28 protein-coding genes are annotated in these 25,650 nt (G+C 71.5%); 16 read left to right on the forward strand and 12 right to left on the reverse strand.

The annotated features are described in order from the left end of the window. Nucleotides 1-196: 196 nt before the first annotated feature. Entirely contained in the window at nt 197-469 is a 273-nt protein-coding gene (locus GQQ95_RS06125) for a glutaredoxin family protein (protein WP_157426779.1), read from the reverse strand. A gap of 142 nt (nt 470-611) precedes the next feature. Then, nucleotides 612-710: a 30S ribosomal protein bS22 gene (locus GQQ95_RS06130; protein ID WP_003792170.1), complete on the reverse strand. Its 99-nt coding sequence runs from the start codon at nt 708-710 to the stop codon at nt 612-614. 118 nt (nt 711-828) lie between these two features. Between GQQ95_RS06130 and GQQ95_RS06135 the strand changes: the two genes are divergently transcribed. Then, nucleotides 829-1,338, forward strand: a complete 510-nt coding sequence (locus tag GQQ95_RS06135; RefSeq protein ID WP_157426780.1) for a GNAT family N-acetyltransferase — start codon at nt 829-831, stop codon at nt 1,336-1,338. Between the two features lie 108 nt (nt 1,339-1,446). Here GQQ95_RS06135 and GQQ95_RS06140 read toward each other — a convergent pair whose 3' ends face one another. Next, nucleotides 1,447-1,731 (reverse strand): GIY-YIG nuclease family protein, encoded by a 285-nt coding sequence (locus GQQ95_RS06140; protein WP_157426977.1) that lies wholly within the window; start codon nt 1,729-1,731, stop codon nt 1,447-1,449. A gap of 277 nt (nt 1,732-2,008) precedes the next feature. Further along, nucleotides 2,009-2,449: an ArsR/SmtB family transcription factor gene (locus GQQ95_RS06145; protein ID WP_157426781.1), complete on the reverse strand. Its 441-nt coding sequence runs from the start codon at nt 2,447-2,449 to the stop codon at nt 2,009-2,011. 74 nt (nt 2,450-2,523) lie between these two features. On the opposite strand from GQQ95_RS06145, the gene GQQ95_RS06150 reads away from it, so the two are divergent. Continuing rightward, nucleotides 2,524-3,969 carry a TrkH family potassium uptake protein gene (locus tag GQQ95_RS06150; RefSeq protein WP_157426782.1) on the forward strand — a complete coding sequence of 482 codons (1,446 nt, stop codon included), beginning with the start codon at nt 2,524-2,526 and terminating at the stop codon, nt 3,967-3,969. After that, the gene (locus GQQ95_RS06155; protein ID WP_157426783.1) at nt 3,962-4,630 is read left to right on the forward strand and encodes a potassium channel family protein; all 669 of its coding nucleotides are present in this window, start codon (nt 3,962-3,964) and stop codon (nt 4,628-4,630) included. The genes GQQ95_RS06150 and GQQ95_RS06155 overlap by 8 nt, the downstream gene beginning before the upstream one ends. Before the next feature lie 92 nt (nt 4,631-4,722). Here GQQ95_RS06155 and GQQ95_RS06160 read toward each other — a convergent pair whose 3' ends face one another. Continuing rightward, nucleotides 4,723-5,118, reverse strand: coding sequence for a hypothetical protein (locus tag GQQ95_RS06160; protein WP_157426784.1), 396 nt, complete (start codon nt 5,116-5,118; stop codon nt 4,723-4,725). Nucleotides 5,119-5,169: 51 nt separating this feature from the next. On the opposite strand from GQQ95_RS06160, the gene rlmC reads away from it, so the two are divergent. From rlmC to GQQ95_RS06200, 8 genes are all read left to right on the forward strand, one after another. Next, on the forward strand, nt 5,170-6,306 hold the full coding sequence (gene rlmC / locus GQQ95_RS06165) for a 23S rRNA (uracil(747)-C(5))-methyltransferase RlmC (protein ID WP_157426785.1): 1,137 nt from the start codon (nt 5,170-5,172) through the stop codon (nt 6,304-6,306). A gap of 147 nt (nt 6,307-6,453) precedes the next feature. Next, nucleotides 6,454-6,594: a hypothetical protein gene (locus tag GQQ95_RS06170; RefSeq protein WP_157426786.1), complete on the forward strand. Its 141-nt coding sequence runs from the start codon at nt 6,454-6,456 to the stop codon at nt 6,592-6,594. Continuing rightward, complete coding sequence (gene kdpF, locus GQQ95_RS06175; protein WP_157426787.1) at nt 6,591-6,680, forward strand: K(+)-transporting ATPase subunit F; 90 nt, start codon at nt 6,591-6,593, stop codon at nt 6,678-6,680. Before GQQ95_RS06170 ends, kdpF begins: the two co-directional genes overlap by 4 nt. Continuing rightward, a complete protein-coding gene (gene kdpA / locus GQQ95_RS06180) occupies nt 6,680-8,353 on the forward strand; it encodes a potassium-transporting ATPase subunit KdpA (RefSeq protein WP_157426788.1) in 1,674 nt (557 codons plus the stop codon). Before kdpF ends, kdpA begins: the two co-directional genes overlap by 1 nt. A gap of 2 nt (nt 8,354-8,355) precedes the next feature. Continuing rightward, complete coding sequence (kdpB, locus tag GQQ95_RS06185; protein WP_157426789.1) at nt 8,356-10,536, forward strand: potassium-transporting ATPase subunit KdpB; 2,181 nt, start codon at nt 8,356-8,358, stop codon at nt 10,534-10,536. A 53-nt stretch (nt 10,537-10,589) separates the two neighbouring features. Then, a complete protein-coding gene (gene kdpC / locus GQQ95_RS06190) occupies nt 10,590-11,201 on the forward strand; it encodes a potassium-transporting ATPase subunit KdpC (protein WP_157426790.1) in 612 nt (203 codons plus the stop codon). A gap of 2 nt (nt 11,202-11,203) precedes the next feature. Beyond that, entirely contained in the window at nt 11,204-13,750 is a 2,547-nt protein-coding gene (locus tag GQQ95_RS06195) for a DUF4118 domain-containing protein (protein ID WP_157426791.1), read from the forward strand. Next, on the forward strand, nt 13,747-14,460 hold the full coding sequence (locus tag GQQ95_RS06200) for a response regulator (RefSeq protein WP_157426792.1): 714 nt from the start codon (nt 13,747-13,749) through the stop codon (nt 14,458-14,460). Before GQQ95_RS06195 ends, GQQ95_RS06200 begins: the two co-directional genes overlap by 4 nt. A 78-nt stretch (nt 14,461-14,538) precedes the next feature. On the opposite strand, the gene GQQ95_RS06205 is transcribed toward GQQ95_RS06200, so the two are convergent. The 4 genes from GQQ95_RS06205 to proC all read right to left on the reverse strand — a co-directional run bounded on the left by GQQ95_RS06205 (nt 14,539) and on the right by proC (nt 18,504). Next, nucleotides 14,539-15,840, reverse strand: coding sequence for a DUF6596 domain-containing protein (locus tag GQQ95_RS06205; protein ID WP_246205209.1), 1,302 nt, complete (start codon nt 15,838-15,840; stop codon nt 14,539-14,541). Then, nucleotides 15,837-16,226, reverse strand: coding sequence for a YciI family protein (locus tag GQQ95_RS06210; RefSeq protein WP_157426793.1), 390 nt, complete (start codon nt 16,224-16,226; stop codon nt 15,837-15,839). The genes GQQ95_RS06205 and GQQ95_RS06210 overlap by 4 nt, the downstream gene beginning before the upstream one ends. A 98-nt stretch (nt 16,227-16,324) precedes the next feature. Then, nucleotides 16,325-17,656 carry a beta-N-acetylhexosaminidase gene (locus tag GQQ95_RS06215; protein ID WP_157426794.1) on the reverse strand — a complete coding sequence of 444 codons (1,332 nt, stop codon included), beginning with the start codon at nt 17,654-17,656 and terminating at the stop codon, nt 16,325-16,327. Then, on the reverse strand, nt 17,653-18,504 hold the full coding sequence (proC, locus tag GQQ95_RS06220) for a pyrroline-5-carboxylate reductase (protein WP_157426795.1): 852 nt from the start codon (nt 18,502-18,504) through the stop codon (nt 17,653-17,655). Before proC ends, GQQ95_RS06215 begins: the two co-directional genes overlap by 4 nt. Nucleotides 18,505-18,527: 23 nt before the next feature. On the opposite strand from proC, the gene GQQ95_RS06225 reads away from it, so the two are divergent. Both GQQ95_RS06225 and GQQ95_RS06230 read left to right on the forward strand, forming a co-directional pair. Next, on the forward strand, nt 18,528-19,490 hold the full coding sequence (locus tag GQQ95_RS06225) for a cation diffusion facilitator family transporter (RefSeq protein WP_157426796.1): 963 nt from the start codon (nt 18,528-18,530) through the stop codon (nt 19,488-19,490). Then, the gene (locus tag GQQ95_RS06230) at nt 19,487-20,224 is read left to right on the forward strand and encodes a glutamine amidotransferase-related protein (protein ID WP_157426797.1); all 738 of its coding nucleotides are present in this window, start codon (nt 19,487-19,489) and stop codon (nt 20,222-20,224) included. The genes GQQ95_RS06225 and GQQ95_RS06230 overlap by 4 nt, the downstream gene beginning before the upstream one ends. Here the strand turns inward: GQQ95_RS06230 and GQQ95_RS06235 are convergent, their stop codons facing one another. After that, on the reverse strand, nt 20,225-20,710 hold the full coding sequence (locus tag GQQ95_RS06235) for a nucleoside deaminase (protein WP_212275319.1): 486 nt from the start codon (nt 20,708-20,710) through the stop codon (nt 20,225-20,227). 43 nt (nt 20,711-20,753) lie between these two features. Here GQQ95_RS06235 and upp point away from each other — a divergent pair, with 43 nt between their 5' ends. The 3 genes from upp to GQQ95_RS06250 all read left to right on the forward strand — a co-directional run bounded on the left by upp (nt 20,754) and on the right by GQQ95_RS06250 (nt 23,433). Continuing rightward, a complete protein-coding gene (gene upp, locus GQQ95_RS06240; protein ID WP_157426798.1) occupies nt 20,754-21,386 on the forward strand; it encodes a uracil phosphoribosyltransferase in 633 nt (210 codons plus the stop codon). 494 nt (nt 21,387-21,880) lie between these two features. Next, nucleotides 21,881-22,666, forward strand: a complete 786-nt coding sequence (locus GQQ95_RS06245; protein WP_212275320.1) for a winged helix-turn-helix domain-containing protein — start codon at nt 21,881-21,883, stop codon at nt 22,664-22,666. Between the two features lie 272 nt (nt 22,667-22,938). Further along, nucleotides 22,939-23,433 carry a MarR family winged helix-turn-helix transcriptional regulator gene (locus GQQ95_RS06250; protein ID WP_157426799.1) on the forward strand — a complete coding sequence of 165 codons (495 nt, stop codon included), beginning with the start codon at nt 22,939-22,941 and terminating at the stop codon, nt 23,431-23,433. A gap of 258 nt (nt 23,434-23,691) precedes the next feature. On the opposite strand, the gene GQQ95_RS06255 is transcribed toward GQQ95_RS06250, so the two are convergent. Together GQQ95_RS06255 and GQQ95_RS06260 are read right to left on the reverse strand one after the other, a co-directional pair. After that, nucleotides 23,692-24,000, reverse strand: a complete 309-nt coding sequence (locus GQQ95_RS06255) for a GNAT family N-acetyltransferase (protein WP_157426800.1) — start codon at nt 23,998-24,000, stop codon at nt 23,692-23,694. Then, a complete protein-coding gene (locus tag GQQ95_RS06260; protein ID WP_157426801.1) occupies nt 23,997-25,424 on the reverse strand; it encodes a hypothetical protein in 1,428 nt (475 codons plus the stop codon). Before GQQ95_RS06260 ends, GQQ95_RS06255 begins: the two co-directional genes overlap by 4 nt. Between the last annotated feature and the right edge of the window lie 226 nt (nt 25,425-25,650).

Here is a 25,650-nt window from a genome sequence, read left to right on the forward strand (position 1 = left end):
TCTTCCCCGCGAATTCACGCACCACTGCGATTCCCCCTTCGAATCGTCGGAGGAGCACCGTGTCCCCCGGGATTCACCATAGCCAGCGGGCGGGCGCGGCGCAGGAGGCGAAGTCTGGGAGTTCCCGAGACGAGGCATCCTCGGTTCGCGCGGGCGGCGCGTCCGACACCTCGTCGCACCGACGGGGGCGCCGACCTCAGCCCTGCGCGAGCAGCGCCGTCTTCAGGCGCACGGGGTCGACGCGCCAGTACGCGTGCATCTCGCCGTCGATGAGGAGCACGGGGATCTCCTCGCCGTAGCGCTCGGCGAGTGCCTCGTCGTCGAGGATCGAGAGCTCGGCGAGCGACATCGACGGCGCGGCATCCGATGCGCTCACCTCGGCGATGACGGCCTGGACGAGGTCCCGGGCGTCGTCGCAGAGGTGGCATCCGGGCTTGCCGATGAGGGTGAGGCGGATGTCGCGGGTCATCCCTCGATCGTACGCACCGCTCCGGGGGTCGACGAAGTCCGACGGGCGTCAGCGTGGGCGCCGACCTCGTCGGCGTCGCAGCCCGGGTACAGCGAAAAGCGCCAGGCCGTGGGCCTGACGCTCTCAGCGGTGAAGCAGCGGACTACTTCTTGTTGCGACGCTGGTGGCGCGTCTTGCGAAGCAGCTTGCGGTGCTTCTTCTTCGCCATACGCTTGCGGCGCTTCTTGATGACGGAACCCATCAGAACCTCACAGAAAAGATCGAGTCGGCCGCGCGAGTCGCAGCCGGTGGCCAGAAAGCCTCGGGATAGTCTAGCCGATTCGAGACGCGTCCATGATCACGTGCATTAATGTCGAGGGATGCCCCGCGCCGAACCCGCCATCCGCACCACGTCCGAAGACGACTGGGAGCAGGTGCGGGCGCTGCGGCTCGAGATGCTGGCGGACACTCCGTTGGCCTTCGCCGAGACCCTCGAGCACGCGCAGGGCCTCGACGAATCGGTCTGGCGCGTGCGCGCCGCACGAGGCACGACGCCTCGCCAGACCTCGATCGTCGCGATCGACGGCGACCGCTGGGTCGGCCACATGGGCGGCTACATCCCGGATGCCGCGTCGGGGCCCCTGCTCGTCGGCGTCTACGTGGCGCCCTCGCACCGCGGTGACCGAGCCGGCGTCGCGCGCCGCCTGCTCGAGGCCGTCGAGGACTGGGCGCTCGGCTACGGCGACACGCTGCGGCTCGAGGTGCACGAGCGCAACCCCCGCGCCATCGCGTTCTACGAGAAGCTCGGCTTCACCCTCACCGGACGCACGCGCGAGTACGAACTGGCGCCGGGCGGCCTCGAACTCGAGATGATCAAGCCGCTTCGCTGACCCCGACCTCCGGCGCCGAGGAGCGAGCGTACCGAGACCCCGCCGACCCGTGCCGAGCTCCGGCGGTCGAGTAGCGAGCGCCAGCGAGCGTACCGAGACCCGCACCTCTCAGTCGCGACCCGAGCGCGGCTGCTTCCTGCTCAATCCATTGAGCAACTCCAGCCGTCCGCCGATCAGCGCCTCCCGCTTCGCTCGGCTCCAGTTCTGGACCTGCTTCTCGCGGGCGAAGGCCTCATCGATTCGGGCATGCTCCTCGGCGTACACCAGCTGCACCGGACGTCGCTGCCTCGTGTAGCGGGAGCCTTCACCCTGATCGTGCTCGACGAGTCGGCGTTCGAGATCGACCGTGCTGCCGACGTAGTAACTTCCGTCCGAGCACTCGAGGATGTACATATGCGGCATCCGCACATGATGCATGGTCGCGCCGAATCGACGCGGGGCGTGTCCACAGGAGTCTCCATGCGCTCGTCGCGTCGGCCGGCAGGGTCTCGATACGCTTCGCTACTCGACCACCGAAGGAGTGTCTCGATACGCTTCGCTCCTCGACCACCGAAAGGGGGTCTCGATACGCTTCGCTCCTCGGGCGCCGAAGGTGGGTCTCGATACGCTTCGCCGCTCGGGCGCCGAAGGGGGTCTCGATACGCTTCGCTCCTCGACCACGGAAGCGGGATCAGCGTCGCTTGATGGGGGCGACGACGGCGCTGACCTGGTGGGCGGTCTCGGCGAACGCCTTGCCGAGGGCGGAGGCGAAGGCGCGCTGCTCGGCCTTCAGCGATTCGGCGTCGGACGCCTCGATGCCGGCGAGGGTCGCGGCGTCGGCTGCGGCATCCGACGACATGAAGGGGATGAGCCAGTCCTCGAGGGTCTCGAGGGGGCCGCGGTCGAGACGGTAGTAGCGGTGCTGGCCCTCTTCGCGCACGCTGACCAGGCCCGCCTCGCGCAGCACCTTGAGGTGCTTGGAGACCGTCGGCTGGCTGAGGCCGAGCGCGGCCACGATCTCGGAGACGCTGATCTCGCCGTGCGATTCGGGAGACACCTGCTCGCGCTCGAGGAGGACCGCAAGGATGTCGCGTCGAGTCGCGTCTGCCACCACGTCGAAGATGTCCGCCATGGTGCAAGGGTAGTCATTCCGGCCGGGGAGTACCATGACACACGCGTTCGAACGAAGCCGGGTGAGGGGGGTCGATGCGCGCACAGCCGACCGGCCGTTCCGGTCGATTCGACCGGCGGTCATGGCTCGGACGCCTGCGCGACGCCATCGACGCGTTCGTCCGGCAGTCGCCCTCCCGATTCGCGATCGCGATCTTCGCGGGCCTGATCCTCGTCTTCACCCTGCTCTTCTCGTTGCCGATCGCCAAGGCGGGCGAGGCCTCGAGCGCCCCGCTCCACGACGCCCTGTTCACCGCGGTGTCGGTCATCTGCGTCACGGGCCTCGCGACGGTCGACATGGCCACCTACTGGTCGCCGTTCGGCAACGCGCTCGTGTTCATCGGCGTGAACATCGGCGGCATCGGCGTGCTGACGCTCGCGTCGATCCTCGGTCTCGTCATCTCGCGCCGCCTCGGCCTGCGCGCCAAGCTCATGGCGGCGAGCGACACCAATCCGTCGCGCATCCACGTCGGTCCGGTGGCGGAGCGGCAGGCGATCCGCCTCGGCGAGGTCGGCGGCCTGCTGGCCACCGTCGCGATCTCGGTCCTCGTGATCGAGGGCATCATCGCGGTCGCCATGGTCCCGAGCATGCTCGCGGCGGGATACGACGGGCTGCACTCGATCTGGTACAGCATGTACTACTCCGCGATGGCGTTCACGAACACGGGCTTCAGCCCGAATCCCGGCGGGCTGGCACCGTTCGAGCACGACTACTGGATGCTCACGATGCTCATGCTCGGCGTGTTCCTCGGCAGCCTCGGCTTCCCCGTGATCTTCGCGCTCGCGCGGGCGTGGCGGCAGCCGCGCAAGTGGAGCGTGCACGTGAAGCTCACGCTCACGACGACGACCATCCTGTTCATCGCGGGCGCGGCGATGTTCCTGCTGCTCGAACACAGCAACCCGAAGACGTACGGCCATCTCGACGCCGGCGCCACGATCTACCAGTCGTTCTTCATGTCGATGATGACGAGGTCCGGCGGCTTCTCGACCATCGACATGCACGACCTCTACGGGTCGAGTCAGCTCGTGAGCAGCATGCTCATGTTCGTCGGCGGCGGTTCGGCCTCGACCGCCGGCGGCATCAAGGTGACGACGCTGGCGGTGCTCTTCCTCGCGGCCTTCGCCGAGGCCCGCGGCGCCCCGTCGATGGAGGCGTTCGGCCGGCGCATCCCGCGCGACATGCTGCGCCTCTCGGTCAGCGTCGTGCTGTGGGGGGCGACGATCGTCGCGGTCTCCTCGATCGCGATCCTGCAGATCACGAAGGCGCCGTTCGAGAACGTGCTGTTCGACGTCATCTCGGCGTTCGCCACCTGCGGCCTGTCGACCGGACTCACCGCCGACCTGCCGCCGTCCGGCGTCTACGTGATGGCGGCCACGATGTTCATGGGCCGCGTTGGTACAGTGACACTCGCCGCGGCCCTCGCAGCGAGCCAGCGACGGCAGTTGTTCAAGCGTCCGGAAGAGAGGCCCATCGTTGGTTGATCGCATCAAGCACGACGCCCCAGTGCTCGTCATCGGCCTCGGCCGCTTCGGCGCCGCCACGGCCGGCCAGCTCGACCGGCTCGGCCGCGAGGTCCTGGCCGTCGACGAGAACGAGGGCCTCGTCCAGAAGTGGTCGGAGCGGGTCACGCACGCCGTCGTCGCCGACGCCAAGTCGATCGACGCGCTCCGCCAGATCGGCGCCCAGGACTTCTCGATCGCCGTGTGCGCGGTGGGCTCCTCGATCGAGGCATCCGTGCTCATCACCGCGAACCTCGTCGACCTGAAGATCCCGCAGATCTGGGCGAAGGCGATCTCGGCCTCGCATGGCAAGATCCTCGAGCGCATCGGCGCGAACCACGTGATCTATCCCGAGCGCGAGGCCGGCGAGCGCACGGCGCACCTCGTCTCGGGCCGCATGCTCGACTTCATCGAGTTCGACGACGACTTCGCGCTCGTGAAGATGTACCCGCCGAAGCCGATCCGCGGCAAGAACCTCACCGAGTCGGGCGTGCGGTCCAAGCACCGCGTGACCGTGGTCGGCGTCAAGAGCCCCGGCAAGCCGTTCACGTACGCGACCGAACAGACCGTCGTCTCCAACCACGACCTCATCATCGTGTCGGGCACCGAGGGCGACATCGAGAAGTTCGCCTCGCTCGAATAGGGCGGATGCCGCGGGCACGCCCGCGACGCCGAACGGCGCGAGCGCGCCGAACGACGAACAAGCGCCGAACGTCGACGCCCGTCGAGCCCCGCTCAGCCGACGAACATCGCCACGATGCCGACGACGCCCGCGACCAGGGCGAGCCCGAGGAAGACGACGCCGAGCAGGCGGAGGATCCGGCGACCGGCCGGCGGCTCGTGCAGGCGCAGGTGCTCGGGCTCCCGCTCGCGGTAGAACGCCTTCTCCTCGTCGAGGTCCTCGACGTGCTGGCGTTCCGAGGCGCTCAGGCGACGGGTGTGGAACTCGCCCTCGGCGAACCACCGCACGACGCTGCCATCGGCCTCGTCGGCGATGACCGCGTCGGTGGGCAGCCAGCGGCCGTCGGCGATGCGGATCAGCAGCACGAGGCCCAGGCTCGCGAGCCCGAGGGCGAGTCCCACCCAGCCGATGACCTCGGCGATCACGCCGATCGTGTCCCACGCATCCATGGTGAGAACGCTACCGGCGAACCGCCAGCCCGCAGTGCGTAGCCTTGCAGGGTGGACTGCGCGTACTTCGACGCCCGGCGATGCCGCTCGTGCTCGCTCATGGGCCAGCCGTACCCGGCGCAGCTCGCCGGCAAGCAGGCCCTCGCCGAGCAGCTGCTCGCGCCGTTCGGCGTCGGGACGTGGCATCCGCCCCTCGCGAGCGGCGAGCGCGACTACCGCAACAAGGCGAAGATGGTCGTCGGCGGCACCGTCTCCTCTCCCACGATCGGCATCCTCGACGCCGATGGCCACGGTGTCGACCTGCAGGCGTGCGGCATCTGCTCCCCCGGCCATCGGGCGGCGTTCGGGCCGATCGCCCGGTTCATCACCCTCGCCCGCATCGCGCCCTACGACGTGCCGAGCCGCACGGGTGAGCTGAAGCACCTCATCGTGACCGAGTCGCCCGACGGCGAGCTGATGGTGCGCTTCGTGCTGCGCTCGACGGAGCCCGTGGCCCGCATCCGCAAGCACCTGCCGGCGCTGCTCGCCGACCTGCCGAACGCCAGGGTGGTGAGCGTCAACGTCCTGCCGGAGCACAAGGCGGTGCTCGAGGGCGAGCAGGAGATCGTGCTCACCGAGCAGCAGACCCTGTCGATGCGCCTGAACGACGTGACCATGCACCTGCGGCCGCAGGGCTTCTTCCAGACGAACACGGCGATCGCCGCGGCCCTCTACGCCGAGGCGCGCGACTGGATCACCGACCTCGCGCCCGCCTCGGCCTGGGACCTCTACTCGGGCGTCGGCGGCTTCGCCCTGCACCTCGCGGGCGGCGAGACGGCCGTCACGGGCATCGAGACGAGCGTGGAGGCGGTCGCGAGCGCCGAGCTCAGCCGAACGGATGCCGCGCTGCACCGCGTGCGGTTCGCCGCGGGCGACGCGACCCGGTTCGCGCTCGACGCGCCCGCGACCGACGTGCCCGACCTCGTCGTCGTGAACCCGCCGCGCCGGGGCATCGGCGCCGAGCTCGGTGCGTGGCTCGAGGCATCCGACGTCGGTCACGTGCTCTACTCGAGTTGCAACGCGACCTCGCTCGCGAAGGACCTCGCCGCGATGCCGTCGCTGCGACCGGTTCGGGCCCGGGTCTTCGACATGTTCCCGCAGACGCCGCACTTCGAGGTCATGGTGCTGCTCGAGCGCACCGCCGCGTAAGCGCTCCGTTCGGATGGCGCCCGCGGCCCGTTAGGGAACCGTGAGGATCGGCTGGCCTGCGCGGGGGCGGGTGTTGCATCGGAATCGCAGTCGCCGACTGCCCGCCGACCGCGTCAGGTCGGCGGACCTGCGTTCCTTGGAGTCCCCGTGCTCGATCTGATCCACGTCGCCGCCGTCCTCGCGGTGTTCGTCGTCATCGGCCTCATCGCGAAGGGAGTCGAGCGGTTGGGCCCGCAGCCCCGCAGCTCGACATCTCGCGAGGCGTCGCGTGGGGAGGACCGGGCATGATCGTCTTCGACCTCATCGCCGCCGCCCTCGGCGTCGCGGCCGTCGTGTACCTCGTGTACGCGCTGATCAGGCCGGAGCGATTCTGATGGGCGCGCTGTTCGCGATCCTCCAGGCGGCCACCGTCGCCCTCGTGCTGGCCCTCGCCTACCGCCCGCTCGGCGACCTGATGGCGCGCATCTACACCTCCGACCGCGACCTCCGGGTCGAGCGGGGCCTCTACCGGCTCATCGGCGTCGCCCCTCGGGTCGAGCAGTCGTGGCAGGTGTACCTGCGCAGCGTGCTCGCCTTCTCGGTCGTCGGCGTGCTCCTCGTCTACCTGCTGCAGCGCGCGCAGGCCGTCCTGCCCTTCTCACTCGGGCTGCCCGCGGTGCCGGAGGGGCTGTCCTTCAACACCGCCGCGTCCTTCGTCACGAACACGAACTGGCAGTCGTACTCCCCCGAGCTCACCCTCGGATACACGGTGCAGTTCGCGGGGCTCGCGGTGCAGAACTTCGTGTCGGCGGCGGTGGGCATCGCCGTGGCGATCGCCCTCGTGCGCGGCTTCGCCCGCCGCGGCGAGCGCACCATCGGCAATTTCTGGGTCGATCTCATCCGGGGCTCCCTCCGCCTCCTGCTGCCCCTGGCCCTCGTGTCCGCGGTCGTGCTCCTCGCCGGCGGGGTCGTGCAGAACTTCACCGGCTTCACCGAGGTCGCCACCCTGACGGGCGGCACGCAGACCCTGCCGGGCGGACCGGTCGCGTCGCAGGAGGCCATCAAGGAACTCGGCACGAACGGCGGCGGCTTCTTCAACGTCAACTCCGCGCATCCGTTCGAGAACCCGACCGCATGGACGAACCTGTTCCAGGTGGTGCTCATGCTGCTCATCCCGTTCTCGCTCCCGCGCACGTTCGGGCGCATGGTCGGCAGCCCGAGGCAGGGGCTCGCGATCCTGGCCGCGATGGCGTCGATCTTCGTCGTCTCCCTGACCGCGCTCTCCCTCCTCGAGGCGGGAGGGGCCGGCACGGCACCGCAGCTGGCGGGCGCCGCGATGGAGGGCAAGGAGACGCGGTTCGGCATCTTCGGCAGCACGCTCTTCGCCTCGACGTCGACGCTGACCTCGACGGGCGCGGTCGATTCGATGCACGACTCGTACACCGCGCTCGGCGGCATGCTCCCGATGCTCAACATGATGCTCGGGGAGGTCGCCCCCGGCGGTGTCGGCTCCGGGCTCTACGGCATGCTCGTGCTCGCGGTCATCGCCGTGTTCATCGCCGGCCTGCTCGTGGGGCGCACGCCCGAGTACCTCGGCAAGAAGCTCGGGCCGCGCGAGATCAAGCTCGCGAGCCTGTACATCCTGGTCACGCCGACGCTCGTGCTCACCGGCACGGCCCTGAGCTTCGCGATCCCCGGCGTCCGAGAGGACGTCGAGTCGACCTCGATCTGGAATCCCGGCGTGCACGGCCTGTCCGAGGTGCTGTACGCCTTCACGTCGGCCGCGAACAACAACGGTTCCGCCTTCGCTGGGCTCACCGCGAACACCCCGTGGCTGAACACCGCCCTCGGCGTCGCGATGCTGCTCGGCCGCTTCGTGCCGATCGTGCTCGTGCTGGCCCTCGCGGGCTCCCTCGCCGCGCAGGGGAAGGTCCCCGCCACCGCGGGCACGCTCCCCACCCACCGGCCGCTGTTCGTCGGCCTCCTCGTCGGGGTCACGGTCGTCGTGACCGCGCTCACGTACTTCCCCGTGCTCACGCTCGGGCCGCTCGCCGAAGGGCTGATCTGACCATGTCCACCATCACCACCCCTCCCGTGACGGATGCCGCGGGCGCCGCGCCGCGGCATCCGGGATCCTCCGATCGCGCAGGCCGCGGCGGCGGAACGTTCGGACCCCGTCGCCTCGCCGCGGCCCTGCCCGGCGCGCTGCGCAAGCTGGACCCGCGCGTCATGTGGCACAACCCGGTCATGTTCATCGTCGAGGTCGGCGCCGCGCTCACCACGGCGATCGCGATCGCCGAGCCGTTCCTCGGCGGCCCCGGGGAGTCGGGCGGCTCGATCGTGCCGGGCGGGTTCACGTGGGCGATCGCCGTGTGGCTCTGGCTGACGGTCGTCTTCGCCAACCTCGCCGAGTCGGTCGCCGAGGGTCGCGGCAAGGCGCAGGCGGAGTCGCTGCGCGCCACGCGCTCGTCGACGACGGCCCGGGTCGTCACGTCCTACGACGAGGCGACGGATGCCGCAGCGGAACGCTCGCCGCTCCGCGAGGTCTCGTCGGGCGACCTCGCGGTCGGCGATCTCGTGGTCGTCGTCGCGGGCGAGACGATCCCGGGCGACGGCGACATCGTCTGGGGCATCGCCTCGGTCGACGAGTCGGCCATGACGGGCGAGTCCGCGCCCGTCGTGCGCGAATCGGGCGGCGACCGCTCGGCCGTGACGGGCGGCACCCGCGTGCTGTCGGACCGTATCGTCGTGCGCATCACGTCGAGGCCGGGCGAGACGTTCGTCGACCGCATGATCGCGCTCGTCGAGGGCGCGGCCAGGCAGCGGACGCCCAACGAGATCGCGCTGAACATCCTCCTCGCGAGCCTGTCCATCGTGTTCGTGATCGTCGCGCTCACCCTGAACCCGATCGCGTCGTACGCGGCCGCCCCGGCCTCGCTCGCCGTGCTCGTCGCCCTGCTCGTCTGCCTCATCCCGACGACGATCGGTGCCCTGCTCTCCGCGATCGGCATCGCCGGGATGGACCGGCTCGTGCAGCGCAACGTGCTCGCGATGTCGGGCCGCGCGGTCGAGGCGGCCGGCGATGTCACCACGCTGCTCCTCGACAAGACCGGCACGATCACGTACGGCAACCGCCGGGCGGTGGCGTTCGTACCCGTGCCCGGGGTCGACGGATCGGGCCTCGCGGCGGCGGCGATGCTCGCCTCGCTCGCCGACCCGACCCCGGAGGGCGCCTCGATCGTCGACCTGGCGAGCGCCGAGGGCGTGCACGTCGACGAGGTGCCGGCCGCCGAGGTGGTGCCGTTCGCGGCGCAGACCCGGATGTCGGGGCTCGACCTGCCCGACGGCACGAGCCTGCGCAAGGGCGCGGGCTCCGCGGTCGTCGCCTGGGTCGAGGCATCCGACCCCATCCCGGAGGGGACTCGCGAGGCGCTCGACCGCAGCGTCGACGCGATCGCGAAGGGCGGTGGGACGCCGCTCGTGGTCGCCCGGCGCTCGCCCGACGGCAGGGCCCGCGTGCTCGGCGTCGTGCACCTGAAGGACGTCGTGAAGGCGGGACTCGCCGAGCGCTTCGGCGAGTTGCGCGCGATGGGGATCCGCACGGTCATGGTCACGGGCGACAACCCCCTCACCGCGCGGGCGATCGCCGCCGAGGCCGGCGTCGACGACGTGCTGGCCGAGGCGACGCCCGAGCAGAAGCTCGCGCTCATCCGGCGCGAGCAGGAGGGCGGGAACCTCGTCGCGATGACCGGCGACGGCACGAACGACGCGCCCGCCCTGGCCCAGGCCGACGTGGGCGTCGCGATGAACACGGGCACGTCGGCGGCGAAGGAGGCCGGCAACATGGTCGACCTCGACTCCGACCCGACGAAGCTCATCGACATCGTGCGCATCGGCAAGCAGCTGCTCATCACGCGCGGTGCCCTGACGACGTTCTCCATCGCGAACGACATCGCGAAGTACTTCGCCATCATCCCGGCGATGTTCGCGGGCGTGTTCCCCGGTCTCGCGGTGCTCAACGTCATGCACCTGCACTCGGCCTCGTCGGCCGTGCTCTCGGCGATCATCTTCAACGCGATCATCATCGTCGTGCTCATCCCGCTCGCCCTGCGGGGCGTCAGGTACCGCCCGATGGGAGCGTCGCAGTTGCTCGGTCGCAACCTCCTCGTGTACGGCCTCGGCGGCGTGATCGCGCCGTTCATCGGCATCAAGCTGATCGACCTCGTCGTCAGCCTCCTCCCCGGGTTCTGAGCCGGCCCGGCCCGCTCATCGCAGACGCTCGTCACGGAAGAAGGACACCCACCATGGCCACCACACGTTCCACGGCCCGCACCCACTGGGTCGCGCTCAGGGCGATGCTCGTGCTCACCCTGCTCCTCGGCATCGGCTACACCTTCGCCGTCACCGCGATCGGACAGCTGGCACTGCCCGCCCAGGCGAACGGCTCACTCCTGCGGAGCACCGACGGCGAGGTCGTCGGGTCGCGCCTCATCGGGCAGTCCTTCACGGATGCCGCGGGCGAGCCGCTTCCCGAATGGTTCCAGTCCCGTCCCTCCGCCGCGGGCGACGGCTACGACGGCGGCGCCTCGAGCGGCAGCAACCTCGGCCCCGAGAACACCGACCTCGTCACCGCGATCGCGGAGCGCAAGGCCAGGGCGGCCGAGCTCGACGGCGTCGAGGAGGCCGACGTCCCGGCCGACGCGGTCACCGCGTCGGCGTCGGGCCTCGACCCGCACATCAGTCCGGAGTACGCCCGCCAGCAGGTCGACCGCGTCGCCGCTGCGCGCGGCCTCGACGAGGCTGAGGTCGCGGCGCTCGTGGAGTCTAGGATTCAGGCACGGGACCTCGGCTACCTGGGCGAGCCGACGGTCGACGTGCTGCAGCTGAACCTCGCCCTCGCCGAGCTGAGGGGCTGAGCATGCGACGGGGGCGACTGCGTGTTCTCCTCGGCGCCGCCCCCGGTGTGGGCAAGACCTACGCCATGCTCGAGGAGGGGCGGCGGCTCGCGGGCGACGGCCGTGACGTGGTGATCGCCTACGTCGAGACGCACGGTCGCAAGGCGACCGCGGCGATGACGCTCGGCCTCGAGCCCGTGCCGCGACGCACGTGGGAGCACCGCGGCATGCCCCTCGACGAGATGGACCTCGAGGCCGTGCTCCGGCGGGCCCCGGAGGTCGCCCTCGTCGACGAGCTCGCGCACACCAACGCGCCCGGCTCGCGGCATCCGAAGCGCTGGCAGGACGTCGAGGCACTCCTGGCCGCCGGCATCGACGTGATCTCGACCGTCAACGCCCAGCACATCGAGTCCCTCGGCGACGTGGTGCAGCGCATCACGGGGGTGCCGCAGCGCGAGACCATCCCCGACGCCGTCCTGCGCGCCGCCGACCAGATCGAGGTCGTCGACCTCGCCCCGCAGGCGCTGCGGGACCGCCTGGCGAGCGGCCTCGTCTACCCCGCCGAGCGCATCGACGCCGCCCTCTCGAACTACTTCCGCCTCGGCAACCTCACGGCCCTCCGCGAGCTCGCCCTGCTCTGGCTGGCCGACGAGGTCGACCAGGCGCTCAGGGCGTACCGCGCCGAACACGGCATCGACCGCACGTGGGAGGCGCGCGAGCGCGTGGTCGTCGCCCTCACCGGCGGCCCAGAGGGCGAGACGCTCCTGCGCCGCGGCGCGCGCATCGCCTCGAGGTCCTCGGGCGGCGAGCTCATCGCCGTGCACGTCACGAGTCCCGACGGCATGCGGACGAGGCATCCGGAGGCCCTCGACGCGCAGCGCGTGCTCGTCGAGCAGCTGGGCGGCAGCTTCCACCAGGTGGTCGGCGAGGACGTGCCCAAGGCGCTCGTCGAGTTCGCCAGGGCGTCGGATGCCACGCAGCTGGTCATCGGCGTGAGCCGCCGGTCCCGGCTGAGCGCGGCATTCTCGGCGCCGGGGATCGGCGCGACCGTGATCCGGGAGTCGGGCGACATCGACGTGCACATCGTGACGCACGCGGCGGCCGGATCGCGCTTCTCCCTGCCGAAGCCCGGCGGTTCGCTCGGGACCAGGCGGCTCATCGCGGGCACCGCGATCGCCGTCATCGTCGGGCCGTTGCTCAGCTGGCTGCTCGTCAGCGTGCACACCGAGTCCTCGATCACGAGCGACGTGCTCGCGTACCAGCTGCTCGTCATCGTCGTCGCCCTCGTGGGCGGCATCTGGCCGGCACTGTTCGCGGCCGTGCTGTCCGGGCTCACCCTGAACTTCCTCTTCGTCGCACCGGTGCACACGCTGACCATCGCCGACCCCCGCCAGTTCCTCGCGCTCGCGTTCTACGTCGCGAACGCGCTGCTCGTCAGCTACGTCGTCGACCAGGCGGCCCGCCGCACGCGGGAGGCCAGGAGGGCCGCCGCGGAGTCGCAGCTGCTGGCCGGCATGGCGGGCAGCGTGCTTCGCGGGGAGGACGCCCTGCAGGCGATGGTGACCCGTACCCGCGAGGCGTTCGGCCTGGCCGGGGTCCGCCTCGTCATCGACGGCACGACGCGCGTCGCCGACGGCGAGCCGACGGCGGACGAACGCATGACGACCCTCACCCTCGCCCAGGGCGCCGTGCTCGAGCTGCACGGGCGCGACCTCGAGGCATCCGAGCGGCGACTGCTCCAGGTCATCGCGACCCGCATCGACCAGGCCATCGAGCACGGGGCGCTCGCCTCGGCGGCCTCGGCGGCGGGTGCGCTGGCCGAGACCGACCGGGTGCGGTCGGCGCTGCTGGCCGCGGTCGGACACGACCTGCGGCGACCGCTCACGTCGGCGTCGGCCGCGGTGAGCGCGCTGCGGACCCCCGACCTCCCGTTGGAGCCCTCGGAACGCGAGGAACTGCTGACCACGGCGGCCGAGAGCCTCGACTCCCTCGCCGCGCTCGTGACCGACCTGCTCGACGTGAGCCGCGTGCAGGCCGGGGCGCTCGGCGTCTCGCTCGCGCCGACGCATCTCGCGGACGTGGTCTTCGCCGCCCTCGACGAGCTCGGACTCGGTCCGGCCGAGGTCGAGCTGGACCTCGCCGACGACCTCGAACCGGTGCTCGCCGACGGGGTGCTCCTCCAGCGCGTCGTCGTGAACCTGCTCGCGAACGCGGTCCGCCACGGTCCGGCCGGCGAGCGTGTCCGCATCGCGGCCAGCACCTTTCGGAACGAGACCGAGCTCCGCGTCGTCGACCGGGGACCCGGGGTCCCGGCCGAGCGGCGCGACGAGGTCTTCACGCCCTTCCAGCGACTCGGCGACACCGACAACGACACCGGCCTCGGCCTCGGGCTGGCCCTCACGAAGGGGTTCGTCGAGGGCATGGGCGGCAGCATCCGGCTCGATGACACCCCGGGCGGCGGCCTCACGATGGTGGTCTCCCTCCCGATCGCCGTGCCCCTCGCCCCGCCGCTCGACGCACCCCTCGCTGCTCCCCTCACCGCCGACGAGACGCCGAAGGAGACGACGTGAGGATCCTCCTCGCCGACGACGACGACCAGCTCCAGCGGGCCCTGCGCATCACGCTCGCCGCCCGCGGGTACGAGATCGTCGCGGCCCACGACGGCGCCGAGGCCATCTACCTCGCGGCGAACGCGCACCCCGACCTCATCCTGCTCGACCTCGGCATGCCGAAGGTCGACGGCCTCGACGTGATCCGGGCCGTGCGCGGCTGGTCCAGGGTGCCGATCATCGTGCTCTCCGGCCGCGCCGACTCCGCCGAGAAGGTCGACGCGCTCGACGCCGGTGCCGACGACTACGTCACGAAGCCGTTCGCGATGGACGAGCTCCTGGCCCGCATCAGGGCCAGGGCCCGCGCGGTCGCGGACGAGACGACGGAAGCCGCGACGGTGGCGATCGGCGACCTCACCGTGGATCTCGCGGCCAAGACGATCCGCGGCGGAGCCGCCGGGGCGGCCGGTGCAGGCGGGGCACGCGGAGCCGGGGCATCCGTCCGCCTCACGCCGACCGAGTGGCGCCTGCTCGAGCTGTTCCTCAAGAACCCGGGGCGGCTGCTCACGCGCCAGATGCTGCTCGGCGAGGTGTGGGGCCCGTTCCACGCGAACGACGCCGGCTACCTGCGCCTCTACGTCGCGCAGCTGAGGCGCAAGCTCGAACCCGTGCCCGCGGCGCCCCGGCACTTCATCACCGAGGCGGGCATGGGCTACCGCTTCGAGCCCTGATCCGGCGGGTGATCCGGCGCACCACCCGGCGCACGACCCGGGGCTGCCCGCCGTCCTCGCCCGTTCGGGCGGTCGCGCTCAGCGGCCGGAGGCCCGGGCGAGGCAGAACCGTCGCAGGGGTTCGGTCGTCACGAGGGTCGACAGCAGCGCGTACTCGGCGGCCGCCTCGTCGCGGCGGTCCGTGCGCCAGTCGAGGTCGGCGAGCGCGAGCCGCGCATCGAGCGCCGCGTAGGGCGCGGAACCGTCGGCGAGCGCGCGGAGTTCACGGCGGATGGCGCGGAGGGCGGCAGTGCGTTCGCCGGACTCGGGTGCGAGCAGGCTCCGATGCAACTCGGCGGCGAGCCGAGCGGCGGTGACCGACGGGGAACCCCAGACGCGCTCGAGCGCCGCGTAGAACGCGACGATCCGGTCCCAGTCGGTGGCCGCGAAGCTCGGCGCCGCGGTGTGCAGTCCCGCGATCGCGGCCTCGAGGACGAAGCGCCCGTCGCCCCGGTCGGCCGCTGCGGCGGCATCGTCGAGCCCGGCCTCGATGAGCCGGGCGTCCCAACGGCCTCGGTCGACCTGATCGAGCGGGACCGCCGCCCCGTCCGCGTCCAGTCGGCCCGGCCGGCGCGCCAGCCCGAGCCGCACGACCGCCCTGAGGCCACGCACCTCGGCGTCGTCGGGGAACTCGGCGACGAGCGCGTCGGCGATCGAGAGCGCCTGTCTTCCGAGGTCGTCCAGCGGGCTCTGCGGGTCGAGCACGTCGCGATGCGCGACGGTGAACATGCCGGCCACGCTCGCGAGCACGACGGGCAGGCGCACCCGGCGCTCGGGCGCCTCCGGCACGTGGAACCGTCCGCGCGCCTCCGCGAGCGCACGCTTCGCCCGGGTGAGACGCGCCGCGGCCGCCGACGACTGGATGCCCAGGTGCGCGGCGATGCGAGGCACGTCGAGCCCGCACACGACGCGGAGCGAGAGCACGAGTCGCGCCTGCTCCGTGAGGGCCGGGTCGCAGGTCACGAACAGCAGCGCGACCCGGTCGTCGAGGGCTTCGCCGACCGACGACCCCCCAGCGGATGCCTCGGACGCCTCGGATGCGGCATCCGGATCCGCGACGCCCTGCCGCAGGTCGCTCGCGAGGTGCTGGACGTGCCGGAGTTCGACCGCGGCTCGGCGCCGGTCGTCGATCCACGCGCGCTTGCCGACGGCCGTGCACCAGGCGGCCAGCGAGCCGAGGGGCGGTCCGTGACCGCCGGCCTGGGCGACGGCTCGCGCGATGGCCTCCGCCGCGTACTCCTGCGCGTCGTCGAGGCTGCCCGTGAAGGCAGCCAGGGCGCGCACGATCCGCGGCCAGGCCTCGACGAAGTCCTCGCCCAGGTCGGCGATCGCATCGCTCACGAGATCGGGAACACCTTGCGCCACTCGATGTGGCCGCCGGTGGGCACGAGCGCCGCGATGCGCCTGGCGAGGTCCTCGTCGTCGGTCTCGACGACGTAGTAGCCCGAGACGACCTCGCTCGTGTCGGGGTAGGGCCCGTCGGAGTAGACGGCGTCGGCTTCGGCGCGGTCACCGGCACCCGGGGTCACCCGGCCGCCGTGGCGGGCGTTCTGCAGCGCGGCGGCGCCGACGATGCGGGCGCCCAGCCGGGCCACCGCCTCCTGGAACGCCGTGTGCTCGGGGAAGTTGGCGCCCGGGTCGCCGCCGGGGACGCCTCCGCCGCCGCCGAGGTACGCGTCGGAGTCCCAGTCGGGCTCGTGGATGAGGTAGACGTACGTGTCCGTCATGGTGTCTCTCCTTGGGTCATGGCCTGCTCGGGCCGTGACGAGGTCCGTCACACCATGGTGACGAGAACACCCTCCGAAAATCGACATCCGCCCTGAAATCAGCGCGCGGCGCGCAGGCTCGCCGTGAGCCGATCGAGCTCCGCGACCCGCGAGGCGCGGTCGCGCGGCACCCCCGGCACGCCCGGACGCCGCTGCTCGGGACGCGGCCCGTCGATCGGGCGGTAGGCGACGCCCTGCCCGTCGAGCCAGGCGAGGTAGGCGGGCAGGCGCTCCTGGAACGACGCCCAGTCGAGCGGACCGCCGTTCCACGCCACCTCGGCGAACGCGCCCAGGCGCGGGAACACCGCGTAGTCGAGCCGATCGCGCGTGTCGAGGTGCTCGGTCCAGACGTTCGCCTGCACGCCGATGACCCGACCGCGCAGCTCGGGCGAGGCCGACGCGTCGAGCGGCTCGAACGACGCCGCATCCTCGAGGGACAGCACCGTGCCGACCGGGATCGGCTCGTCGGCGCCGTCCGACTGGCGGTAGTCGAAGTAGGTCCAGAGGTCGGGGCAGAGCACCACGTCGTGACCGAGCCGCGCGCCGAGCTCGGCCCCGACGGGGCCGCGCCACGAGGCCACCACGGCGTCCGCGGGCAGGGTCGGCGCCGCGGCATCCGAGCCCTCCAGCATCTCGTCCCACCCGATGACCCGGCGCCCGAGCGTCGCGAGGTGGCCCGCGACCCGGCCGAGGAACCACGCCTGGAGCTCTTCCTCCGACCCGAGGTCGCGCTCGGCCATGAGCTCCTGCGTGCGCGGGTCCGCGGCCCAGCGGTCCTTGCGCACCTCGTCGCCGCCGAAGCCGACGACGTCGGAGTCGAACACCTCGCAGAGCTCATCGAACACGGTGCACACGAATTCGACGGTGGCCTCCTCGACGTTCAGCACCTCGTCCGAGATGCCGAAGCGCGTCCACGGCTCGACGTTGCGCGCACGAACGCCCTCGACGTCGCCGACGCCGAACTCCGGGTACGCCGCGAGGATGGCACGCGCATGGCCCGGCACGTCGAGCTCGGGGACCACGCGGATGCCGCGCGCCGACGCGTACCCGACGAGCTCGCGCAGCTCGGCCTGCGAGTACGAGCCCTCGTGCGGCACGCCGTCGAGCGTGGATGTCGGACCATGCCCGAGCTGCGACTCCGATCGGCGCCCGCCGATCTCGGCGAGCCGCGGATACGCCAGCACCTCGAAGCGCCAGCCCTGGTCGTCGGCCAGGTGCAGCTGCAGCACGTTGAGGCCGTGCGCGGCGAGCAGGTCGACGAAGCGCAGCAGGTCGGGCAACGGGCGGAAGCGCCGGGCGACGTCGAGCATGACCCCGCGCCAGGCGAACCGCGGCTCGCCGTCGAGGTCGAGCGGGGCGGGCGCGACGCCGTCGCCGGGCCCGCTGCTCATGCGCCTGCCGCGAGCTCGCGGGCGCGGGCGAGCGCGGCGTCGGTCGCCTCGACGAACATCCGCTCGAGCCCCGCGCCCTCGAGCACCGCGACGGCGCGCTCGGTCGTGCCCTTGGGGCTCGTCACCCGGCGGCGCAGCTCGGTCGGGTCCACGTCGGATGCCGCGAGCAGCTCGCTCGCGCCGCGGAAGGTGCCCTGCACCATGAGCGCCGCCTGCTCGGGCGTGAAGCCCTTCGCGACCGCGGCCGCGGTGAGCTGCTCGATCAGGTAGAAGACGTACGCCGGGCCGGAGCCCGAGATCGTCGAGAGCGCGTCGATCTGCTCCTCGGGCACGACGAGCACATCGCCGACCGTCTCGAAGAGCGCGACGGCGAGCGCGAGGTCGGCCTCGCTCGACCGGGTGCCCGCCGACACGCCCGTGACCGCCCGGCCGACGAGCGCCGGCGTGTTCGGCATCGATCGGATGACGGCCACCGACGAGGGCAGCAGCGACTCGAACGTGGCGACCGTGACGCCCGCCGCGACCGAGACCACGACCGCGCCGGGCTCGAGCGCGTCGGCGATCTCGCGCAGCAGGTCGGGCACCATCGCTGGCTTCACGGCGACCACGACGACCTTCGCCCCGGCGACGGCGGTGCGGTTGGCCGCGGCATCCGTCTCGGTCGCGTAGGCGGTGACGCCGTCGAACGCAGAGAGCTGCGCCGCGTTGGCCGCCGACCGGTTCGTGGCGCGGATGCCGCCGTCGACCGTCACGCCCGGCTGGAGCAGCCCGGTGAGCACGGCTCGGGCCATCGAACCCGCCCCGAGGAAGGCGATCGCGGGCAGGGTCACGGGCTCGTCGGCGCTCATCCGTCCATCCTAGGATTGACGCCATGAGCGCATCAGGCGGCACCAAGGCCATCATCGCGGCATTCCTCGCCAACACGGGCATCGCCCTGACGAAGTTCATCGCGTGGTTCTTCTCGGGTTCCGCCTCGATGCTGGCCGAGGGCGTGCACTCCGTCGCCGACGCCGGCAACCAGCTGCTGCTCATCCTCGGCGGCCGCCAGGCGAAGAAGGCCGCCGACAAGGAGCACCCGTTCGGCTACGGCCGCGAGCGCTACGTGTACGCGTTCGTGGTCTCGATCATCCTGTTCTCCGTCGGCGGCATCTTCTCGATCTACGAGGGCGTCGAGAAGCTCACCCACCCCCACGAGCTCGAGAACGCGTGGCTTCCGCTGCTCGTGCTCGCGATCGCGATCGTGCTCGAGTCGTTCTCGCTGCGCACCGCGGTCAAGGAGTCCAACCACACCCGCGGTCGCCAGAGCTGGGTGCAGTTCGTCCGCCGCGCGAAGGCCCCCGAGCTGCCCGTCGTGCTGCTGGAAGACGTGGCGGCGCTCATCGGCCTGGTCTTCGCCTTCGTCGCGGTCGGGCTCACGGTCATCACCGGCAACCCGACCTTCGACGCGATCGGCACGCTCATGATCGGCACGCTCCTCGTGCTCGTGGCGGTCGTGCTCGGCATCGAGACGAAGTCGCTCCTCGTCGGCGAGGGCGCCAACGACGACGACGTCGCGGCCATCGAACGCGCCATCACCGACGGCCCCGAGATCGAACGCATCATCCACATGAAGACCCTGTACCTCGGGCCCGACGAACTCCTCGTGGCCGCCAAGCTCGGCTTCACCGCCGACCAGCCGCTGCTCGAGGTCGCGGCCGCCACCAACGTCATCGAGCAGCGCATCCGGGCCGCCGTCCCCTCGGCGCGCGTCATCTACATCGAGCCCGACGTCTGGGTCGACCCGAACCTCGCGGCTCCGCCCACCGACGCGATCGTCATCAAGGGCCTCGAATGACGGATGCCGCGGCGTTCCGCGTCACCACCGTGCTCGTCCTCCGGCACGACCCGGCGATCGGCCTCGGCAACCTCGGGCCGACGCTCGAGTCGCACGGCTACCAGATCGTCACCGTCGACACCCCCGTGACGGATGTCGCGGCGCTCGACCCGCTCGCGCCCGACCTGGTCGTCGTGCTCGGCGGCGAGGAGGGCGCGTACGAGACGGAGCGCTATCCGTACCTGTCCGACGAGCTCGGGCTGCTGCGAGCCCGCATCGACGCGGAGGCACCCGTCTTCGGTGTCTGCCTCGGGGCGCAGCTGCTCGCCTCCGCACTCGGTGCCGCGGTGTACCGCGGCGAGCGCAAGGAGGTCGGCTGGCTCGAGGTGACGCCGACGACGGCCGGCCGCACGTCGCCCCTGCGCCACTTCGCCGGCATCCCGACGGCGCAGTGGCACGGCGACACGTTCGACCTGCCCGACGACGTCGAACGGCTCGCCTCGAGCGAGCGGTACGCGAACCAGGCCTTCCGGCGGGGCGACTGGCTGCTCGCCGTGCAGTTCCATCCCGAGGTGACCGTCGGCATCCACGAGGGCTGGCTCGCCGCGTGGGGCGACGAGCTTCCCGAGCACGGCACGACGAGCGACCGGATGCGCGCCGACCGCGCCCGCCTCGGTGCTGCGGCCGAGTCGGCCTCCGCCCTCCTGCTCGGCGAATACCTCGACGGACTCGAGTCGGGTCGGGCCGCGGCCTAGCTAGCGGGCGACCGGGCGGTGCTCGTCGTCGCCGAAGAAGTCGAGGAGCAGCGTCGCCGCGGCATCGGCGTCGACGCCCGCGTACACCTCGACGCGGTGGTTGAGCCGGCGGTCGCGGAGCACGTCGTAGAGCGACCCCGACGCCCCCGCCTTCTCGTCCCAGGCACCGAAGACGACGGTCGGGACCCGTGCGGCGAGGATGGCCCCGGCGCACATCACGCACGGCTCGAGGGTGACGACGAGGGTGCACCCGGTCAGCCGCCACTCGCCGTGCGCGGCCGCGGCATCGCGGAGGGCGAGCACTTCGGCGTGCGCGGTGGGGTCGCCGGTGAGCTCGCGCTCGTTGTGCCGGGAGGCGATGACGCGGCCGCTCGCGTCCACGACGATCGCGCCGACCGGCACGTCGCCCGTCGTGGGCGCCAGCGCCGCCTCGGCGAGCGCGAGCCGCATGAACTCGCGGTGGAGGGCCGGGCCCGTGGCATCCATGACCGCTCCCTCCGCTCGACACGCGCGAACTAGACTCGAGCCTATGCGAGTCCACGTGGCAGACCACCCGCTCATCACCCACAAGCTGACGGTGCTCCGCGACGTCGACACCCCGTCTCCGGTGTTCCGGGCGCTGGTCGAGGAGCTCATGACGCTCCTCGCCTACGAGGGCACGCGCGGGGTCCGCGTGGAGCCGATCGACATCGTGACCCCGGTGTCCCCCACGACGGGCGTCCGCATCGCCGACCCGAAGCCGCTCATCGTGCCGATCCTGCGGGCGGGACTCGGCATGCTCGAGGGCATGGTCAAGCTCCTGCCGAGCGCCGAGGTCGGATTCCTCGGCATGGCTCGCAATGAGGAGACGCTCGAGCCGACGACCTATGCCGAGCGCCTGCCCGACGACCTCTCCGACCGGCAGTGCTTCGTGCTCGACCCGATGCTGGCCACGGGCGGCTCGCTCGCCGCGGCCATCGAGTTCCTGCTGAAGCGCGGGGCGACGGATGTCACCGCGATCTGCATCCTCGCCGCCCCCGAGGGCCTCGCCTTCGTCGAGGAGCAGCTGCACGGCCAGGACGTCACCATCGTGCTCGGAGCCCTCGACGAGCGCCTCAACGAGCAGGGCTACATCGTGCCCGGCCTGGGTGACGCGGGCGACCGCCTCTACGGCACGGTCTAGACTCCACGGCTCACCATCGCCTCGCCGAAGGATCTTCGGCGGGGCGGCCTGAATCCCGGATCCGCTCCGCAGAAGATTTTTTTCATCCGGGGCTTTTCGAGGATCCTTTCCGGGTTGAGCACCTGCTCCCCGATCCTGCCGGATGCCGCATCCGCACGTGCACCGTCTGCGCCGTCACACCGCGTCACGCCGACGTCACGGATTGACACATCCGGGCCCGTCGGATTGACTATCGCTCATGACTGACACCGCACGCTCCCTGATCGCCCCCGAGGCCCTCAGGACGACCGGCATGATGATGCCGGCACGTGCACCCATGTGTTGTCGAATGTGCCGCTGACCCGCGACCTCCCCGCCGAGTCGCCGTAGCCGGACGAATCTCAGTCCGGCCGCGACTCCCCGAACCCGTTCCCGGGTTCGTATTCGGCCTCCCGGCCTTCGCCACCCCCGCTGAGGGGTGTTCGCTGCACCGTCTTCATCGCAAGGAATCCATCATGTCGATCGCCATCGCTCCCGCCCGCACCTCCATCGCCGACCGCGCCGCCGCCCCCCGCATCACGGGAACGAGCATCCGCAGCGCGGCCCCGCTCCTCACCGCCGCCGCCCCCGTCGCGGCGCAGCCCGCCCCGGCCCTCACCGAGCGCCCCGCCGCACCCCGGGTGCGCGCCGTGCCCGACGGCACCGAGGCCCGCGGCTTCGTGCTGTACGTCGGCATCGACGAGTCGAAGGCCGACGCCGACGGCACGACCCTGCACCGCATCGTCGAGGCGCTGCGCGCACTGACCGGTGAGATCGCGCCCTCGGCGGAGACGTACGCAGCCGTCGCCCTGGCACCGGCCGGTGCCGGCGGCCGAGACGTGGACGTCGTGCGGCTCGCCCTGCAGGACCCGGCCGCGCTCGCCAAGCAGCGCGACGCCGGCGAGACCCGCAGCGACGCCGATCGCCACCCCAACGGCGTGATCATCGACATCTCGCGCAAGCGCGTGCTGCTCGACGGCGAGCCGGCCGGGCTCACGTACAAGGAGTTCGAGCTTCTCCAGTTCCTCGTGCTCCGCGAGGGCCGCACCATCGACCGCCACGAACTCATCGAGAACCTCTGGTCGGCCGAGGACGAGGTTCCGAGCGAGCGCACCATTGACGTGCACGTGCGTCGCCTGCGCTCCAAGCTCGCGCACTACCAGGACATCGTCCGCACCGTGCGGGGCATCGGCTACCGGTTCGACCGGCACGCCGACGTGTCCATCCGGCAGGCCTCCACGCCGTCGCCCGACCTCTACTGAGGCCTCGGAACAGGCTTTCCGAAAAATCACGGAACGATAACTAGCGCCCGTTACCGATCCGTTATATATTCGGTTGTGCACCGACTGTTTGCTGTGGCGGTCGGTGCGGAATGTGATTGCAGGACACTCTTGGTGCAAGGGTGAGGGTCGGTCGTCAGCCTCTACGACCGGCCCTCACCCATTTCCGGCGCCGGGTTCCCTATTCTGGGAACTGGGCCGCGATCCACGACTTCGGGGCCGTCGATGATGTCCGTCGTTGCGAAGGGATCCCCGTGACCGATCGAGCGATCGCCGTCGCCGCCTGGGAGTCGCTCTTCCGCGCGCAGGTCACCGTGATTCGCACCCTGTCGGAGAGTTTCCCGAGCGAACTCATCTCGCTGAACGAGTACGACGTGCTCTTCAACATCTCGCGTGCCCCTCGGCGGCGCCTCCGCTTGAAGGACCTCAACCGGTCGGTGCTCATCAGCCAGCCGAGCGTCAGCCGCATGCTCGACCGGCTGTCGAGCCGGGGGCTGGTCACCAAGGTCCCCGACCCGGACGACGGTCGCGGCACCATCGTCTCGATCACCGAGGACGGCTTCTCGCTCTACCGCCAGGTCGCCTACCAGCACATCGCGGCCATCGAACGCGCGGTCGGCGCCGGCCTCGACGACGACGAGCTCGTCACCCTGACCGGGCTGTGCCGCCGCATGCGCCTCGCGCTCGCGGACCCGCTCATCGGGGAGACCGCGGCCTCCGAGAACTCGGCGGACCGGGCAGCCGGCTGATCGCTCGCCCGCATGACCGGGCAGGCACCGCCGGGCACGCGTGGGACAGTGAGGCGGGAACCCTACCTCCCGCCCCACTGCGGCCTCGTGGAGGCCTCCCCCGACCGAGCGACCCGAACTGAGCTCGGCGAGGCGTTCCAGAGGAAGTGATCGAGATCAGTCCCCGATCCGCGCACGGCGGATCGGTCGTTCGGGCCGACTCTGGGTTGCTCGAATGCTACCTGCGCGACGGCCGCGGCACAGTGCCCAGAATGAGGGTCACTCGGGCGCGTCGACGGATGCCTCGTACTCGGGGTGACGCCCGAGGTAGTCGGCGATGAACGGGCAGCGCGGGACGATGCGCTCTCCTCGCGCGACGGCGTCGTCGAGCACGAACCGCGCGAGGCGGCTCCCGAGGCCGCGCCCTTCGAACTCGGGCCGCACGACCGTATGGGTGAAGACGATGCGGCCTGGCGTCGCGACGAAGGCGGCGATCCCGGCCTGGACGCCGTCGACGGTCAGCTCGTAGCGTCGCTGCGCGTCGTCGCGCACGATCTCGATGTCCGCGGTCGAGTCCGTCGTGGTCATGCCATCTCCATTCGTCGGGCTTCCATCGTGTCATCGTCTGGAAGCCGGCCGGCAATCGGCGCCGCCCTCGCCGAGGTCCGGCGCCGCGGCGGGCCGACGCCGACGCCGAGCCCGACTCGGGATCCGGTCGCGGATGCCGCGAGCCGGAGCCTGGAGGCGGCGTCGGCGGCGGCGACCTGCCCGCTGGCGACACCGTCGGACACCCGCCGGGTCGCCACGTGCACGACCTCGAGCGCGATCCCCGCGGCCTCCGCTGCACCGGCGCGGAGCGCGCCCGGCTCGCGGGGCGTCACGGTCAGCGCGATGAGCCACACGAAGATCAGCGAGAACGCGACGATCTCGAAGACGGTGAGGCTGACCAGCCGAACGCCGTCGTACAGGCCCATCGCGCCCGCCTCGACGACGACGAGGGCGACGGACAGCACGACCAGCCGCTTGGGTGCGGAGGGTACGAGGAGGCGCAGGCCCAGTGCCGGCACCGCGAAGCTCACCGCGGCGCCGAGCGCGAACGCGTTGTGCAGGTCGGTCGCGGTGTCGATGGGCACGAGGCCGACCCCCATCAGGCAGACCCCGATCGCCACGATGCAGACACGGAGGATCCGGATCCCGGCGACTCCGGCTCCCAAGGCCGGTGTCGCCAGGCCGGCGGTCAACGTGCGCGCGAGCATCGCCATCGAGAGCCCGGAGAGGACCGCACCGGCGTTGAAGTAGAAGGCGGCCGCGTCATCCGTCGTACCGAGCGTGCTGAAGTTCACGTCCCACCAGGGGCCGGTGGCCGTGGTGCTCATGCTCGCGATCGCCGCCGTCGCCAGGAGCAGCGCAGCGAGGTTGAACGTGCGGTACGCGTGATCGTGGACGGCGACGCGGTGCAGGCAGAAGACGGCCGTCGCGAGCCCGCCGCCGAGCACCGCGGCGGCGGCCCACTGCCCTCCGGGCAGGGAGAGGAACGCTGCGGCGGAGAAGTGCACACCGAGCGCCGCGACCGCGAACCAGGACCCGGCGGCGAGCGCAGCCCGGTTGCCGGGCGTGGAGTGGAAGCCGAAGCCGTGCAGGAGTTCGACGCCCCTGGCCGACGCCGAGGCGATCGCGAGCGCCACGAAGACCGTCGCTCCGGCGGCGACCCCGAGCAGGATCGCGCCCGCCTGGCGGTCGTGCCAGGCCGCATCGATCGGCACCCCGAGCCGCGGGGCGAAGAACTGGAAGACGGCCACGCCGAGGAGCAGGGCGATGAGCGTCACGAGCACGCGTCGCATCACGGATGCCGCGACGCCGTCGCGGATCGCCGCGAGGCGCCTCCGGGCTTCCCGACGGCGAGCGGCTCGAGCGCGGAGCGAGGCGTCGAGGGAGATCGTCGCGTGCACGACGGAGTCGGCGGTCGCCCCTGCCGACGCCGCCCGGAGGCCCCCCGAGACCCGTGCCCTCATCTTGCCGAGCCCTCGTATGGTTCGGTTACATCACGGTCAGTGAATTCGAGCGTAACCGCCGCCGCTCGCACGAGCCAAGACCGGATTGTGCAACGAAACACTTTGTTCAGCAGATCCACAGGCCAGCGGCCCGTTCTGGCCCCCGAACAGGGGGTTCTCCACGCGACATCCGACCGGAGCCCGCCCGTCTGCTTGAATTGCAGGCATGCCCGCCACCTCGCTCACG

This window comes from Agromyces salentinus (assembly GCF_009749395.1).
GTDB classification, from domain to species: Bacteria; Actinomycetota; Actinomycetes; order Actinomycetales; family Microbacteriaceae; genus Agromyces; species Agromyces salentinus.

What these genes read in the sequence shown, in the direction of transcription:
- GQQ95_RS06125 (WP_157426779.1), bottom strand. Translation starts at nt 469, where the DNA reads ATGACCCGCGACATCCGCCTCACCCTCATCGGCAAGCCCGGATGCCAC.
- GQQ95_RS06130 (WP_003792170.1), bottom strand. Translation starts at nt 710, where the DNA reads ATGGGTTCCGTCATCAAGAAGCGCCGCAAGCGTATGGCGAAGAAGAAG.
- GQQ95_RS06135 (WP_157426780.1), top strand. Translation starts at nt 829, where the DNA reads ATGCCCCGCGCCGAACCCGCCATCCGCACCACGTCCGAAGACGACTGG.
- GQQ95_RS06140 (WP_157426977.1), bottom strand. Translation starts at nt 1,731, where the DNA reads ATGTACATCCTCGAGTGCTCGGACGGAAGTTACTACGTCGGCAGCACG.
- GQQ95_RS06145 (WP_157426781.1), bottom strand. Translation starts at nt 2,449, where the DNA reads ATGGCGGACATCTTCGACGTGGTGGCAGACGCGACTCGACGCGACATC.
- GQQ95_RS06150 (WP_157426782.1), top strand. Translation starts at nt 2,524, where the DNA reads ATGCGCGCACAGCCGACCGGCCGTTCCGGTCGATTCGACCGGCGGTCA.
- GQQ95_RS06160 (WP_157426784.1), bottom strand. Translation starts at nt 5,118, where the DNA reads ATGGATGCGTGGGACACGATCGGCGTGATCGCCGAGGTCATCGGCTGG.
- kdpF (WP_157426787.1), top strand. Translation starts at nt 6,591, where the DNA reads ATGATCGTCTTCGACCTCATCGCCGCCGCCCTCGGCGTCGCGGCCGTC.
- kdpA (WP_157426788.1), top strand. Translation starts at nt 6,680, where the DNA reads ATGGGCGCGCTGTTCGCGATCCTCCAGGCGGCCACCGTCGCCCTCGTG.
- kdpB (WP_157426789.1), top strand. Translation starts at nt 8,356, where the DNA reads ATGTCCACCATCACCACCCCTCCCGTGACGGATGCCGCGGGCGCCGCG.
- kdpC (WP_157426790.1), top strand. Translation starts at nt 10,590, where the DNA reads ATGGCCACCACACGTTCCACGGCCCGCACCCACTGGGTCGCGCTCAGG.
- GQQ95_RS06195 (WP_157426791.1), top strand. Translation starts at nt 11,204, where the DNA reads ATGCGACGGGGGCGACTGCGTGTTCTCCTCGGCGCCGCCCCCGGTGTG.
- GQQ95_RS06210 (WP_157426793.1), bottom strand. Translation starts at nt 16,226, where the DNA reads ATGACGGACACGTACGTCTACCTCATCCACGAGCCCGACTGGGACTCC.
- GQQ95_RS06215 (WP_157426794.1), bottom strand. Translation starts at nt 17,656, where the DNA reads ATGAGCAGCGGGCCCGGCGACGGCGTCGCGCCCGCCCCGCTCGACCTC.
- proC (WP_157426795.1), bottom strand. Translation starts at nt 18,504, where the DNA reads ATGAGCGCCGACGAGCCCGTGACCCTGCCCGCGATCGCCTTCCTCGGG.
- GQQ95_RS06225 (WP_157426796.1), top strand. Translation starts at nt 18,528, where the DNA reads ATGAGCGCATCAGGCGGCACCAAGGCCATCATCGCGGCATTCCTCGCC.
- GQQ95_RS06230 (WP_157426797.1), top strand. Translation starts at nt 19,487, where the DNA reads ATGACGGATGCCGCGGCGTTCCGCGTCACCACCGTGCTCGTCCTCCGG.
- GQQ95_RS06235 (WP_212275319.1), bottom strand. Translation starts at nt 20,710, where the DNA reads ATGGATGCCACGGGCCCGGCCCTCCACCGCGAGTTCATGCGGCTCGCG.
- upp (WP_157426798.1), top strand. Translation starts at nt 20,754, where the DNA reads ATGCGAGTCCACGTGGCAGACCACCCGCTCATCACCCACAAGCTGACG.
- GQQ95_RS06245 (WP_212275320.1), top strand. Translation starts at nt 21,881, where the DNA reads ATGTCGATCGCCATCGCTCCCGCCCGCACCTCCATCGCCGACCGCGCC.
- GQQ95_RS06255 (WP_157426800.1), bottom strand. Translation starts at nt 24,000, where the DNA reads ATGACCACGACGGACTCGACCGCGGACATCGAGATCGTGCGCGACGAC.
- GQQ95_RS06260 (WP_157426801.1), bottom strand. Translation starts at nt 25,424, where the DNA reads ATGAGGGCACGGGTCTCGGGGGGCCTCCGGGCGGCGTCGGCAGGGGCG.